9 protein-coding genes and 1 pseudogene are annotated in these 14,827 nt (G+C 74.2%); 6 read left to right on the top strand and 4 right to left on the bottom strand.

Features of this window, described 5'->3' with window-relative positions:
- The 5 genes and pseudogenes from QSK20_RS28605 to QSK20_RS28585 form a co-directional block, all read left to right on the top strand.
- Positions 1–293: sensor histidine kinase (locus QSK20_RS28605; RefSeq protein ID WP_285791720.1), on the top strand; the 293-nt coding region annotated here is incomplete at its 5' end.
- Positions 290–721 (top strand): pyridoxamine 5'-phosphate oxidase family protein, encoded by a 432-nt coding sequence (locus QSK20_RS28600; protein WP_285791719.1) that lies wholly within the window; start codon positions 290–292, stop codon positions 719–721. The genes QSK20_RS28605 and QSK20_RS28600, both read left to right, overlap by 4 nt.
- A 68-nt stretch (positions 722–789) precedes the next feature.
- Positions 790–1,298, top strand: a pseudogene (locus QSK20_RS28595) (pyridoxamine 5'-phosphate oxidase family protein).
- 238 nt (positions 1,299–1,536) lie between these two features.
- The gene (locus QSK20_RS28590; RefSeq protein WP_285791718.1) at positions 1,537–6,666 is read left to right on the top strand and encodes a hypothetical protein; all 5,130 of its coding nucleotides are present in this window, start codon (positions 1,537–1,539) and stop codon (positions 6,664–6,666) included.
- Positions 6,666–9,854, top strand: a complete 3,189-nt coding sequence (locus tag QSK20_RS28585; RefSeq protein WP_285791717.1) for a hypothetical protein — start codon at positions 6,666–6,668, stop codon at positions 9,852–9,854. Before QSK20_RS28590 ends, QSK20_RS28585 begins: the two co-directional genes overlap by 1 nt.
- 73 nt (positions 9,855–9,927) lie before the next feature.
- Here the strand turns inward: QSK20_RS28585 and QSK20_RS28580 are convergent, their stop codons facing one another.
- Genes QSK20_RS28580 through QSK20_RS28570 form a run of 3 tightly spaced genes read right to left on the bottom strand, consistent with a single transcriptional unit; the run spans position 9,928 to position 11,908 of the window.
- Entirely contained in the window at positions 9,928–10,566 is a 639-nt protein-coding gene (locus QSK20_RS28580; protein WP_285791716.1) for a class I SAM-dependent methyltransferase, read from the bottom strand.
- Positions 10,563–11,237, bottom strand: a complete 675-nt coding sequence (locus tag QSK20_RS28575; RefSeq protein ID WP_285791715.1) for a TIGR04282 family arsenosugar biosynthesis glycosyltransferase — start codon at positions 11,235–11,237, stop codon at positions 10,563–10,565. Before QSK20_RS28575 ends, QSK20_RS28580 begins: the two co-directional genes overlap by 4 nt.
- Positions 11,234–11,908 (bottom strand): glycosyltransferase family 2 protein, encoded by a 675-nt coding sequence (locus QSK20_RS28570; RefSeq protein WP_285791714.1) that lies wholly within the window; start codon positions 11,906–11,908, stop codon positions 11,234–11,236. Before QSK20_RS28570 ends, QSK20_RS28575 begins: the two co-directional genes overlap by 4 nt.
- Before the next feature lie 144 nt (positions 11,909–12,052).
- Here QSK20_RS28570 and QSK20_RS28565 point away from each other — a divergent pair, with 144 nt between their 5' ends.
- The gene (locus QSK20_RS28565; RefSeq protein WP_285791713.1) at positions 12,053–13,531 is read left to right on the top strand and encodes a hypothetical protein; all 1,479 of its coding nucleotides are present in this window, start codon (positions 12,053–12,055) and stop codon (positions 13,529–13,531) included.
- Positions 13,532–13,591: 60 nt separating this feature from the next.
- On the opposite strand, the gene QSK20_RS28560 is transcribed toward QSK20_RS28565, so the two are convergent.
- On the bottom strand, positions 13,592–14,653 hold the full coding sequence (locus tag QSK20_RS28560; protein ID WP_285791712.1) for an NAD-dependent epimerase/dehydratase family protein: 1,062 nt from the start codon (positions 14,651–14,653) through the stop codon (positions 13,592–13,594).
- Between the last annotated feature and the right edge of the window lie 174 nt (positions 14,654–14,827).

The following is a 14,827-nucleotide window of genomic DNA, read 5'->3' as shown; positions in this document are numbered from 1 at the left end:
GTATCGGGATCGAGCCGGAGTTCGCGGACAAGATCTTCGTGATCTTCCAGCGGTTGCACTCGAAGGACGCCTACCCGGGCACGGGCATCGGCCTGGCGATCGTCAAGAAGATCGTCGAGTACCACGGCGGCCGGATCTGGGCCGACACGACCGTGGACGAGGGAAGCGCGCTCCGCTTCACCGTTCCCGTACTCCAGACCGGCGACTGCGGCGAAACCGCTGACCAGCCGAGCCCGGAAGGGCTGCCGTACGTGGCCGGTGTTCCGGCGGACGACAGCAGGCGCAGCAGGTGACCGGCACCCCGTTCGACGTGGACGCCTTCCTCGCCCGACCTCTGGTCGCCCGCGTGGCGACGAACGGGCCGACCGTGCGACCGGTCTGGTACCTGTGGGAGGACCGCGCGTTCTGGATCCTCACCGGGCCGTGGACGAAGCTGTTCGTCCGGGTCCGTGCCGATCCGCGCCTCGCCCTGATCGTCGACGAGTGCGACCTGGCCACCGGGGTCGTCCGGCAGGTCATCGTGCGCGGGCGTGGCGAGCTCCTGCCGTTCGACGTCCCACGCGGTAGACGTAAACTCGCCCGCTATCTCGGTGCGGACGAGAACCGCTGGGACGAGAGGTTCCGCCGTTATCTCCACGACGACCCGGCCAGCCGGGGTACCGCGTGGCTGCGGGTGTCCGTTGAATCCATGATCGTCGAGGACTTCAGCTATTCGGTCTGACCTGGTTGGCGTGCCGCCGGCCGGGCGGGGCAGGTGGGTAGGGTGCTCGCCATGATCGAGGACGACGCGTGCCGTTGACGAATCCGTGGCTGACCGGGCCTACGCCAACCAAGCGGCTCGATCGTGAACGGCTTGACGAGCGCATTCTCCACCTGCTGTCGTCGCAGAACATGTGCGTGCTCGCGACCACCGGTCCGGACGGGCCGCTGGCCACCCCGGTCCGGTACTACCCGCTCGGCTTCGCGGTGCTCTTCACCGCCGCGCCGCGTTCGCCGAAGATGCGGAACATCGCGGCCGATCCGCGTGTCTCCGTCGGTGTCTTCGCGCCGCTGGTCGGACTGGCCAGCAGCCGTGGGGCCCAACTGTTCGGCACCGCCCGGTGCTCGACCCGGGTCACCCGGACCGTGCGCGCTACTGGGAGGCGTTCCGGTGGGAGAGCGAGCACGCCGAGCGGGGACGATCGCTGTCCGAGCCGCCCGAGGACACCCTCGTGGTCGTTGACGCGGAGCGGATCGTCTACACCGAGCACTGGCTGCGACGGGAGGGATTCGCGCCCCGCCAGTTCTGGCGTCGCTGAGGACGCCGTTTACCGCGCTCGCCCGTGGGCCCCGGGGCGCGGCGACCGTCCGGTTGCCAGTAGAGAACGGCACCACGGGCGTGTTTCAATTTTCATATCGGCAAACTCCAATGATCACACCTGATCGGCTGGCGACTGTCGCTGACTCCTCGCGCCCTTCCTGACGAATTGCGTCCGGAGCGGATGGTCGGCGACCGGCTCGTCCTGACCCTGCCCGCGAACGCGAATGGGGCTTCTCATGAACTTGCGGGAATACCTGGACTCCCGGAGTTTCACCGTTCTGGTGGTGATTCCGCCGGACATCGACACGTTGCTGCGGTCGGTGAACCAGGTGGTGGTCCAGTCGGGAACGACGGTCACGGGCGTCGTCACGCTGAGCCCGGCGCTGCCCGGCTTCCTCAGCTTCACCATGGCCACCGGACATCCCGTGGTGGTGACCCTCCAGGGGACCCCGAGCAGTTGGCGCGTCGACGTCGCGTTGTCGGGTACGGCCGCGCTGTTCTACCTCCCGACCACGCCGCCGCTCGTGCCCGCGGAGCCGCGTTCGAGCGGTACGGGCGCGGGTCGGCAGGAGTGGCTGGAGCCGGTGGCCGGGCGGCTGCGGGTGGACGGCGAACTGGTCGTGCGGGTGACCGGGGCAGCCGGCCAGTCGGCAAAGATGCGACTGCTGCCGAAGAACCTGGCCGAGAACGAGCTGATCACGGTGCGGCTCAGCCCGTCGGCGATGCTGTTCGGCACGACCGGCGTCGGCATGAGCGTCACCGACGGCGTCATCCTGATCGACGACAACCCGGCGGTGTCGCCGAACGGCCTCGACCCGGCGTGGCGCGGCCTGTCGATCCCGGAGCTGAAGCTGTACGTGCCGCGCGGCGTTCCGCTCGCCGGCGGCACCACGGTCACCGCCAGCCTGGCGCTGACCAGCCCGGCGGGCGTGGACGCGACGGCCACCGTACGACTGCCGGCGGCGGACGGCCGTCCCGAGCTGACCGCTGTCGTCCAGTGGCGGGATCCCGCCGCGACCAGGCTGGGCGACCTGCTGCCCACGCTCATCGAGATCGTCGCGCTGCTGCCGGTCGACGGCATGAAGGTCCCCGCCGTCGGGGAGGAGCTGACCGTCGGCGGGGGAGCCCCGACCCGGCTCCGGGTCCGGTACGCCCGCGACCCCCGGCAGAGCCCGGTGGTCGTCGGGTTCACCGCAGCGCTCGAGGCCGACGGTGACCAGGGACTGATCACCGTACGCGCCGACCCGCAGTCGTCCGTGGCGCCGAAGGCGGTGATCACCGCTGCGGCGCTGGCCACGGCGGTGATGGCGGACGCGCCGAAGCCGCCGCCGCGTCCGGGCGACGACGGCAGCGGCGCGCTCCTGCACGACCTGCTCGTGGCCGCGCTCGGGCTCAGCGCCGTGCTCACGCAGCAGGGTCGGGTCGTCGTGCACGGGGTGACCATCGGTTACTCCACGGCCTCGGTGTTCGACTTCACCGTCGACTACAGCGCCGACATCGTGGTCAAGCCGCTCACGGTCGGTGGCGGCAACGGGTTCGGCGTCAGCATGGACCCGGCCCGGCCCATGCGGGTGCGCTTCCACGGCGTACGACTACGGGTCGACATGAACGCCAGCGGCCTGGACCGCTACACCCTCGACTACCGCTCCGCCCGGGTGGACGTCGAGGACCCGGGCGGCTGGCAGGTCGCGCACCTCGGGTCACTGTTCGACGTGCTGGGCACCCGGTCCGGCAAGGGCTCGAACTGGTTCGAGGTGGATCTGGCGTTCGCGCTGGACCTCGGGCCGGTGCGGGTCGAGGGCGCCACCATCCGGGCCACCGTCAGCGGTGGCTCGCTCGACGTCACCCTGCGCGGGCTCGCGGTGACGCTGGCCTTCCCCGGCGCGGGCGGCGGTCTGGACGTCATCGAGGGGCGCGGCCAGCTCAGGATCGTTTCCGACGCCACGACCGGCCGTCCGATCACCGACATCCGGCTGGCGGCGAGTGTTCCGCCGCTGAACCTCGCCGCCGACGCGTACCTGATGACCGCCGACCACGGGCCCGACGGCAACCAGATCCTGGTCGTGTTCGCCATCGACCTGCCCGGGCCAGTGCCCCTGGGCCCGACCGGCCTCGGCGTCTTCGGCTTCCTGGGCGTCTTCGGCACCAACACCGCGATCACGCTGCGACCCGGCGACGACATCGTCGTCCAACAGCTCTCCTGGGACCCGCGCCGGGCCGGGGACACCCGCTTCGCGCCGGGCAGCACGACGCTGGGGATCGGCGCGGTGCTGGGCACCGTGCCGGACCTGGGATTCACGTTCTCCGCCCGGGCGATGTTCGCGCTGAGCGTGCCGGACGTGGCCGTCAACGCCAGCCTCAAGGGCACCCTGCTCGCGCCGAGGGCGCGGCTCAGCGAGGTCGGCACCGCGCCCGACGGCGACCTGATCAACTACCTCGGCGGTCTCGCGTACGGCGACGACGGGCTCACCATCGGGCTGCGTGGCAGCTACCGGGTGCCGGTGCTGTTCGACCTGACCGTGCCCGTCGGCGCGCACTTCCCCCGGCACAGCCGGGACTGGTTCCTGCGGGTGGGCGGCGACAACAAGCTCGGCCGGGGCGCGCCGGTGCTGCTGACCATCCTGCCGGACATCCTCGACGAGCACGCCTGGGCGTTCTTCATGGTCGCCGGCAACGGCCTGCCCGACCTGTTCGACGACGGCCGCGACCTCGGCGGCTACTCCGTGGGCATGGGTGCCGGTTGGCACCGCGACCTGCGCTTCGGCCCGCTCGGCCTGGAGATGTCCGCGTCGGTGGTCGCGGGGATCGGCACCATGCCCTACCCGGACGAACAGGGACAGTCGCTGGTCCTCGCCGCCGACGGCCGACTGTCCGGCTCGCTCGACCTCGGCCCGGTCTCGGTCGCGGCGAGCGCGGCGCTGAAGGTGCAGGTGGGGCCGGGCCTCCGGCACATGGTCGACTTCCACGTCTGCGGCGAGGTGGACCTCGTCTTCTTCTCCATCGGCGGCTGCGTGGACTTCCACCTCGGCGACGAACCCGGCCCACCGCCGACCCCGCTGGCCAGCCCGCTGACCGGGGTCGCGCTGTCCGACCGCAACGGCCGTACGGTCGCCGAGGCGGCCACCGACCCCGACGACGCCCCGGTGGTGTGGCCGGACGTGGTGCCGGTGCTGGCCTTCAGCGTCGGTCCCCGCACCGAGGGCACGCCGAGCGACCTCGGCCCGTTCCGGTTGGTCGACCCGCACCCCAGCACCGGTGAGGCCGGGACGTCGGAGCTGCGTTACCAGTACGTCCTCACCCACCTGACCATGGTCAGCGTCACCGCCGACGGCGAGACCACGGTGCCGGGCAACCCGGACGCCACCTGGTGGATTCCGGCCGCCGACCAGAACTCGCCCAATCCGCTGACCACCGCCCGGCACCTCAGCCTGCTCTCCACCGACCCGGTCCCGTGGTTGCAGACCCTGGCCGACGGCGGCGTGAGCCTGCCGGAGGACCCGCTGGTCCCGCTGCGCAACCTGTGCGGGCCGGCGTTCACCGCGCAGGCCGGCTGGCTGCTCGGCGTCGATGCCAGACGGACCGCTGCCGGCTGGGAGATTCCGCCGGAGGCGGGGTCGGCCAGCCGGTTCCGTGGGCGGTTGGCGGCACGGGTGACGGTCACCCTGGACGGCGAACCGCTGCGGGCGTCCTGGTTCGCCTCGGTCGGTCTCCCGGCCCCGGTCAATCCCGGCGGGCCCCGCAAGGTCGCCGCCGCCACGCCGGACCGGACGTTCTCCGGCGGGCTGCTCCTGCCGCATCCGCTCCAGGGAGAATGGCGCATCGCGACCGGCGCGCCGATGCTCGCCCTCGCGCAGTTCACCTTCGACGAGCCCATCGCCCAGTTCCGGGTGTGGCTGCGGGTGCGGACGACCACCACCGAGGACACCATCCGGGTGTACTCGCTGGGCACCTCCGCCCAGTGGACCCGCGCGCAGACCCTCAACCCGGACCCCAGCCACCGCGTCTACTGCTACACCCCGCCGTCGAACACGCTGGAGGGCGGCTTCCGGCTGTACTACCACGCGCGCAGCCGGGTCGAGGTGCTGGGCGTACGCGGGATCAACCTGACGGCGCAGAACGACGCGGCCGCGGTCAGCGCGAGCCGGGCGCAGGCCGCCGCCGCGGGCCGGGCGGAGGCGGAGCGGCCGCTGGACGACGGGACGAACCTGCTCCGACCCGGCACCCTGTACAAGATCAGCAACACGATGATGGTGCGCGGCCCGGAGGGCGAGAAGGCCCTGCCGGGCACGGACTACTACTTCCGCACCGCGCCGGAGTCCGGTACGCGAAGCGTGCCACCCCAGTTCGCCGTCAGCGCCTTCGCGCCGATCTTCCGGACCGTCGACCGGTTCGACCCGACCTACCTGGAGCGGTACCTGTTGGGCTACCTGCCCGGCGACGGCACCCGCTTCTGGTACCACGACGACCCGGTGGCGGCCAGCTTCACCCGGAAGCACATCACCGCGCTGGCCGGACGCTACGGGTACGACACCCTGCTCCGGCTGCGCCGAACCGACACCCAGCCGGCGGCCGCCCCACCTCCCGACCTGGTCACCGCGCGCCTGGTCACGCTGCTCGGTGCCTGGCAACTCGCCCGGCCCGACCAGCGGCTCCACACGCTGGCGCTCGAATCGAGCGGGGCATGCCGGCGCCCGGCCGTCGGCGCGTCGCTGGTGCCGGAGGCGTCCCTGGAGCCGAACGCGACCTACGACCTGGCCACCTGGTTCCGCAGGCAGGGGCAGACCACCGGCGGGGTCGGCCTGCCCGGCGTGGTGTTCACCACCTCCCGCTACGCCTCCGCGCTCGAACAGTTCACGGACCTGGGTTTCGTCAGCACCGGCACGGCCGGCCTCGCGGGCGACCTGGCGGTGTCGGCCCCCACGACGCTGCCCCCGCCTGGCGTCGGCGACGGGGTGTTCGCCCGCGTACTGCGCGACCTCGGTCTCGATCTCCGCCCGGCGCCCCGGGCCCGGACGAGCGCGCTGTGGATCCGCAGCGGCTCCGGTTGGCTGCTGTCCGGGGTGCTGCTGGAGTCGCCGGAACCGCTGGAGCGGCCGGACATGGGCCGGGAGCCCGGCGCCGACGGGAACGCCCCGCCCCGGGTCCGGTTGGGATCGCTGAGCGCTCCGAACCCCTTCAACCAGGTCTGGCGGGACGGCTCCGGGTGCCGCGTGCTGCTGCGCACGACCTCGCCCGCGGTCCCCTCCGCCGGGCTTCGGCTGAGCATCGAGGAGAACCGCCCGCTCGCCACCGGCGGCACGACCACGGCCACCACGTACCTGCTCTGCTCGTGCAACACCACCCCCCGCTTCGCCCAGGAGATCTGATGTCGGACAAGGGACTCTCGCGTCGTAGCCTGCTCGGCGGGGCGATGGCCGGCGGCGTGGCATCGGTGGCGGCCACGAACCCGGCCCCCGGCAAGCCGCTGGCGGCGGAACCCATGGCCGCCGGGCAGTCGGCGGTGGCCCCGAGCCACCTGCTGCGCGCGTCGGCGATCACCACGACGAGCGACCCCTGGCTGCCCGACGGAACCCATCTGCGGGTGAACGTCTCGCCCCGGATCGGGCTCCCGCTGCACCCGCTCACGGCGTTCCGCATCGACGTCGTGCCGATCTACACCCGACCGGACAAGCTGGAGACCTCGACGCAGCACGTGTGGCTCAACCCCGACCTCTCGGTCGCCGCCACCGGCGGTGGGATCCGGCACACCGGTTCCGGCGACGTCCACTACCTCGTGCTCCAGGGCTGGCAGTGGACGTTCCGGGCGGTGCGGTGCTGCTTCGTCCGGCTGCTCACCCAGGCGGGCAGCGCCTTCCGGGTCGACGTGCTGGACCCGACGGCCGAGCTGCCCGACGCCGAGCCCCGGGTGCTGGCCACCCGCACCGCCCCGTCGTACGAGTTCGGCGGCACCGACATCACGCTGCTGCGCGTCAGCGGTGCGGGCGTGGTCGACCTGGTCGAGATCGTCAGCACCGAGTCGCCGTACATCGTGATCGACCCCGCCCAGGCGGTCTCCTTCGGCCTGCCGGTCGGCTCCGGCCCCTGGTACGCCCCGGAACCGGCGACCGATCCGGTGGCCGCCGCCCGGACTCGGGTGGAGCAGGGTGCGGCCAAGCGGATGGGCCCTCCGGACCGCCCGGACGGCGCGGTGGTCCCGCTGACCCCGGCCGACGAGGTGAACCGGGTGCAGGCGCTGTCCGGGGCGTCGTCCGGCCTCGACTACTGGCTGGCGCGGGCCTTCACCGACCCCGTGACGCCGCCACTGGACGCGAGGGTCAGTCTGGCGGGCGGCCCGGTCGAGGACGCCTCCGGCACGATCTCCCCGCTCAACGCCCTCCTCGCCGCGGCCGTCGACCCGGCCGTCGCCCGCCACCTCGGGCTGGCCACCCGGGTGAACCCGCCGACCAGCGCGTCGGTCTGCACCCTGTGGATGGTCGCCGGACTGTGGCTGCTGCCGCTGGACCGGCCGCACGACGCCGGCACGCTGCGCTCGCTCATCACCGGTTTCCCACCGCCGACCACCGTCATGTCCGCGCTGTACAGCCGGTACCCCGCACTGTCGGCGCTGGCCACACAGCGGGTGACCCAGCTGCGGGCGGCACACCCCACGGACGGCTGGACCACCGTGCCGCTGATGGTGCCCGCGGTCGCGGCCAAGGCCACCCCGGACCGGCCCGCCGCCCCCCGCACGCTCGCCCTGCCGCCCGCCGCCTGGCGGGTGACCACCGGCGAGCGGCTGTGGACCCAGCGGATCCCGCTGCTCGGCCCGGCGGCCGGTGGCATGCTCGGCCTGGCGAGGCTGAGCCCCGCCCCGGTCTCGTTGCACGGCACGATCCGGGTCGGATCGGTGGACCGGGCCCGCGCCATCGTCGCCCACTGGGACCGGCACCACGACGACGCGGGCGCGGTCACCGACCTCGCGGTGACCGGCCCGTCGAACTCCTGGGGGCTGTGGCGCGCCGACGAGTTCGGCCGGTGGAGCGACCGGAGCACGGTCGCCGCCCCGGCGCCGGCCGTCGCCGGACCGCCCACGCCGACCGTGGAGGCCGAGTTCCGACCCGCCACCCCGGGCGGCGGCCTCCAGCCACGCTCGCCCGGCGCGCTACGGATCCGGATCGGTGTGCCCGGACCGAGCCTGCCGGGTGCGTTGCCGTCCCGGGACGTGACCAGCCCGGGCGGGGCGCCGGTGACCTCCGCCCTGCTGACGGTGGACGGCGTGCCACAGCCCGCGATCCCGGTGCCGGCCGGCGCGACGTCGGTCGTCGCGACCGTGGCGGTACGCGAGTTGGGCGTCGGCGACACCGCGGTGATCCCCGTGATCGCGAATCTGGTGGACGCGGCCGGCCGGCTGTCCGGCCCCGCCGAGGTCGACCGGACGGTGCACGATCCCCGGGCCTATGCGCCGCTGCGCGTCGCGCCGACCCTGCTCTTCGCCGCCGAGCGGAACCCGGTGGGGGACAGCGAACTCGGTCTGGAGTGGAGCGGCGGCGCGTGGGGATACCGGGTGTACCTCGGCGACGAGCGGAGGCTGGGCGGCACCGGCGCCGGCCCGCGGTGCGAGCGGGCAGCCGAGGTCTGGGCGCGCTCCGGTCAACTGGCCGACCGGCGCCGGTTCACCCTCGTCACACCGAAGCCACTGCGGGCCGCGCCGGACGGAGTCGTGCGCTTCACCCACCGGCTACCCGGGTCGCTGCGCAACGTGCAGTTCGTCCGGGTGGTTCCGGTCACCAGCGCCGGCGTCGAGACCGCGTTCGAGACGTGTGGGCTCACGCCGGTCGCGGTGCCCGTGCCGGACCGCCCGCCCGCGCCGGTCGTGCAGGTACGACCGCGCAGCGACGGCCGGGTCGATGTCACCGTCACCGCCACCGGACTCCGCGACGACCTGCTCGCCGGGCTCACCGGGCCGCCACAGGCCCGGCTGCGGCGCGGTCGCCTGGCCAACAGCGACCCCGAGTACATGCCCGTCGTGCAGACCGGCATCCCGCTCGTCGAGGGCCCCGACGGCACGTGGTCGGCCACCGTCGTCGACGGACCGACCGCGGGCTTCCCCGGGTACGTCCGGCTGACCTGGCTGGCCGAGGTCCGCTACCCGGCCGAACCGCACCTGCCGGCTGACGCGCTGCCCGCCGGCAGCGACGTCCAGCCGATCGGGGGTGTACCGGCGGGCCCGCAGGTGTCCGGCTGGGGCCCGGCGTCCCCGCCCACGAACACGGTGCTGACCCCCGAGGTCCAGCTCGTGCCCCGGGCCACCGTCCGGCCGGGCCAGGGGTACAACGAGATCCTCGTGACGAACGCACCGGTCTCCCACCGGTACGCGATCGCACCGCACCAGGTGGTGGTCCACCGGTTCTTCGCGTCCGGGCCCTACCCGAGCGTCGCGCTGCCCCCGGTGCCGATCACCGCCACGACGACGGTGGTGCGCGACACCACCGTCAACCCCCGCCCCACCGGATACATGGTGGTGATCACCGATCCGTTCGGTCGGTCCACACCCCCCGTGTACGTCCAGTACTAGTGCGAGGGGCGCGCGATCCGCTGGTGCGGAGGACCTGCCTCCCACTGCGAACGACACGCTCGACGCAAGTCGGTCACGTCAGGTCCGGGCGGGTCAGTTCGGCGAACCAGCGACCGCCGGACCGGAACACCTCGCCGATCGCCAGTCCCGCCACCGACGCGGCGTCCGCCACCGCACCCGTGTCGAGCCACGCCCAGCGGAAGACCGGCCCCCGGTGCGACCCGGTGGCCACGTGGGCCTGCCCCTGCCAGACGCCCGAGCCGGGTGGTTCGAGTTCGACCAGCACGGTGCCGGACGGCCGCAGCAGCGACCGGCACCGCCGCAGCAGCGCGACCGGATCGCCCCCGATGCCGATGTTCCCGTCGAGCAGCAACGTGTGTGCCCACCGTCCCTCCGCCGGCAGTGGGCCGAACAGGTCGGCCTGCACGGCGACCGCGCCCCGCGCCCGGGTCGACGCCACCGCCCGGGCCGACACGTCCACCCCCACCGCGCTCAGCCCGGCCCTGGTCAGCGCCACGGACAACCGGCCCGGACCGCACCCCAGGTCGAGGGTGGGACCGGCGCAGCGGGCGACCACCGCCGCTTCCGCCAGGCCGGCCGCCCGATGCCACCGGTCCACCGGCAGCCGTCGGCGGGGCCCGTCCGCGGGAACCAGCCAGTACACGGTCCCGGGCCGGTCGCGCAGCGCGGAGGCGAAACCGTCCCCGGTCACGCCCGTACCACCATGGCGCGACGTACGGCCGCGACCTGGCGGGCGAACCGGCCGTCCGGGGCCGCCGCCGCCACGACCCGCGCGTCGGACCAGTCGTCCACGTCCCGCAGCACGGGCAGCGGCACGGCCCGCAGCCCGCGTCCGGCCAGCGCGGACCAGGTCGACCGCCCCGTCTCCGGGGTCGACATCGGCACCCCGCGCAGCACCACCGCCTGTCGGGGGTCGCGTAGCCCCAGCGCCCACCAGCCGCCGTCCTCGGCGCGTCCGAGCACCGCGTCCGCGTCCGCCAACCGGCGTACGGCGGCGGCCAGCCGCGCCGGGGTCAGTTGCGGGGTGTCCATTCCGATCTGCACCACCGGGCGCCCCGGGAACGCCTCGGCCACGTCGAGATGAGCGTGCGCGAGCCGGTCGGCGAGATCCGTTCCCCGCTGCGGCAGGACCGACCAGGTGGCCAGGGCGGCGGTCAGCCCGGCGCCGTCCTCGGCGTCCGCCAGGTTCCCGGCCAACGCCAGCACGGGGGTCACCCCCGGCGTGTCCCGGACGGCGTCCAGGGTGTCGCGCAGCGCGGCGGCGGCCAGCCGGGCGGCCTGACGGGGCGTCGCCGGCGGGCAGAGCCGGGTCTTCACCAGGCCGGGCACCGGCGCCTTGGCCACCACCAGCAGAACCGTCACCGGGGCTCCCGCATGTCGCGCAGCACCGCGGCGAAGTCCCGGGTGGCCCGGAGGGTGCCCCGCACGGAGCCGGAGACCTTGGAACGGGTGCCGGCGGCGCGCGGAGCGTAGGTGACGTCGAGCTCGCGGATGCGCCAGCCCGCCGCCGCCGCCCGGATCAGCAGCTCGAGCGGGTAGCCGAAGGCCCGGTCGGTGACTCCGAGAGCGAGCAGCGCCTCCCGCCGGGCCACCCGGATCGGGCTGAGGTCACGCAGCGGCACGCCCCGTCGCCGCAGCAGCGTGGTGACCAGCGCCGTGCCCACCCGGGCGTGCCAGGGCCAGACTCCGACCCGGACCGGTCGGCGGCGGCCGACCGCCAGGTCGGCCAGCCCGTCGGCGACCAGGGCCACCAGGGCGGGTAGCTCCCGGGGCGCGAAGGACCCGTCGGCGTCCAGCACGCAGACCAGCTCGGTGTCGGCGGCCTCGATCCCGGCGTGCACGGCCGCGCCGTACCCCCGCCGTGGTTCGTGCACCACCCGCGCGCCGTGCCGGGCGGCCACCTCGGGGGAGCCGTCGCGGGACCCGTTGTCCACCACGATCGCCCGGTATCCGGGCGGCAGCGCGGTCAACACAGCGGGCAGGGCGGCGGCCTCGTCCAGGCACGGCAGCACCACGTCGATCGGTGTCGGCATACCGCCGACGCTAGGGCCGACCCGGGCCGCCCGGGCCGGATTCGACCTGACGGACCGCCTACCGAAGCGACACTTCTCACCATCGTGTGACGTGCCGACGACTCGGCTGACGGGGCGCGGGCCGGACCGTACCGTCCGGTCGACATGAGAACCGGTGTGACACCTCTCCGCGCGCCCGGCTCCGACCGCAGCCCGACCCGCTACCGGGGTGACCTGGTCGTGCTGGGCGTCGAGGCGGCCCTGCTGGTCGCCGCCGTGACGGTGGGCGTGGCGCTCAACCGCGCGGGGGTGGGTCTGCACGCCGACGCGGCGCCGCTCTACGCCACCTGGAGCCCGCACGTCGGCTGGGGAACGCCGGTGGCGCTGGCGGTCGCGGTCGCCGTGGTCGGACCCGGAACGCGGTGGGCCCGGACCGCCCGATGGGGCCCTCTCCTCGGCGTCGGCTACCTGGCGGCGGTCGGCTGGACGCTCGCACTCGCGCTGGTCGACGGCTGGTCGGCGGGGCTGACGACGCGGCTGACCCCGCAGGCGGAGTACCTGCACGAGGTGCCCGGGGTGACGGACGTCCGGCGGATGCTGGCCGGGTTCGCCGACCGGATCCTGGACTTCCAGCCCGACTCGTGGTCCACCCACACCGCCGGCCACCCACCGGGCGCCCTGCTGGTGTTCGTCGGGCTGGACCGGGTCGGCCTGGGCGGCGGCACGGCGGCGGCGCTGGCCTGCGTCCTGGTCGGGGCGAGCGTCGTGGTGTCCGTGCCGATCACCCTGCGGGCCCTCGGCGCGGGCGAGGCCGCCCGGACGGTGCTGCCGTTCCTGGTGCTGCTGCCCGGAGCGGTCTGGGTGGGCGCCTCCGCCGACGGTGTCTTCACCGGTGTGACGGCCGCCGGTCTCGCACTGCTGGCCGCGCGGGGACGCGTGACCGTGTCGGCCGGCGGCGTGCTGCTCGGCTTCGCGCTGTACCTGTCGTACGGCTTCGTGCTGCTCGCGCCGCTGGCCCTCGTCGTGCTGGCGCTGCGCCCCGCAGGGCGGGGTGTCGCGTTGCTCGCCGGCACGACCGGTGTGGCCACGGTGGTGGCGGTGTTCACCGTCGCCGGCTTCCACTGGTGGCAGGGGTACGACCGGGTGGTCGAGCGCTACTACCAGGGTTGGGCGGCCGACCGCCCCTACGGCTACTGGGTCTGGGCCAACCTGGCCGCGTTGCTCCTCTCCGCCGGGCCGGTGGTCGGGCCGGCACTGGGCCGTACCCTGCGTTCGGCACGGAGCACCTGGCGGGCGGGAGCCGCACCGGTGGAGCCGCCCGCACCGGCTCCGCCGGTCGGCGGCCCGGGACCGGTCGGCCGCCCGCTGGCGCGCGACCTCGTTCGTCACCGCCGGCTCGCGTTCGTTCCCCGGATCGAGGCGCTCGGACCGACCGTTCTGCTGCCGGCCGCCGCGGCGCTGGCGGTGGCCGCCGCCGACCTGTCGGGCATGAGCAAGGCCGAGGTGGAGCGGATCTGGCTTCCGTTCGTGGTCTGGCTGCTGGTCGCCGCCGCGCATCTGCCGGCCCCGGCGCGCCGCTGGTGGCTGGCTGGGCAGGCGCTCACCGCCCTCGCCGTCAACCACCTGCTGTTCACCGTCTCGTGAGCCGACGGAATCCCGCTTCCGGCCGCCGTCCGGTCGGGGCCGCCGGTGGGCGGACGCCGCTCAGGCCGGGACGGCGGCAGCCTCCCGCAGCGGGTCGGTGGCGAAGGCGGTCACCCCGTCGACGAAGCCGACCCGGGCGGTGTAGCCGAGCAGCTCGCGCGCGCAGGCGGGATCGGCGACCACGTGCCGCACGTCGGCGGTGCGGGTTCCGCCGACCACCACCGGCGCCGGCCCGCCCATCGCCGCCGCCAGGGCGGTGGCCAGGTCGCCGACGGTGTGCGGCTGACCGGAGCAGACGTTCACCGGCACCAGACCGTCCGGGGTCGGGGCGGTCAGCGCCAGCACGTTCGCACGTGCCACGTCGGTGACGTGCACGAAGTCGCGTCGCTGCCGGCCGTCCTCGTAGACCCGGGGCGGCCGGCCGTCGGCCAGCGCCGACCGGAAGATCGACGCGACCCCGGCGTACGGGGTGTCGCGGGGCATCCGGGGGCCGTAGACGTTGTGGTAGCGCAGCGCCCACACCCCGGCCCCGGTCTGCCGGCTCCACGCGGCGGCCAGATGTTCCTGGGCGAGCTTGCTGGCCGCGTACGTGCTGCGGGGCTCCAGCGGGGCGTCCTCCGGCACGAGCGCGTCGGTGAGGGTGCCGGCGCACACCGGACAGGTGGGGTCGTACCGGCCGGCGGCCAGATCGGCGTGGCGACGGGGTGCCGGTCGGACGATACCGTGCCGGGCACACGTGTAGCGGCCCTCACCGTAGACCACCATGGAACTGGCCAGCACCAGCCGGGACACGCCGGCCCGGTGCATCGCCGCCAGCAGCACCGCCGTGCCGTAGTCGTTGTGGCTGACGTAGTCGGGGGCGTCCGACGGGTCCAGCCCGTGCCCGACCATCGCCGCCTGGTGGCAGACGGCGTCGACCCCGGCCAGCAGATCGTCCAGCAGCCCCGGATCGCGGACGTCGCCGACGACCGGATCGTGCCGGCGGAACCACTCGGGCAGCCCGCCCCCGTGCGTCTGCGGCAGCAGCGCGTCCAGGCACACCACCCGGTGCCCCTCCGCCACGAGCAGGTCCGCGACCTGCGATCCGATGAACCCGGCGGCGCCGGTGACGAGTACCCGCATTCCCGTCACGCTAGGACAGACCGGCGGCCACCGGTGCCGGTTCGGCCCGGACGTCGGCAACTCGTGGCAAGCGGACGGTACGCCCCGGCTAATGCCGCAAAGTCCGCCTGCGACCGGCGTTGACGGCTAGCGTCCTGAACCAGAGCCCGTCGCATCCGGTTCGACGCCCTCACC

The organism is Micromonospora sp. NBRC 101691 (genome assembly GCF_030269285.1).
GTDB classification, from domain to species: Bacteria; Actinomycetota; Actinomycetes; order Mycobacteriales; family Micromonosporaceae; genus Micromonospora; species Micromonospora echinospora.
Note: the sequence above shows the minus strand (reverse complement) of the source record. Positions and strands in the feature narration are given on the sequence as shown.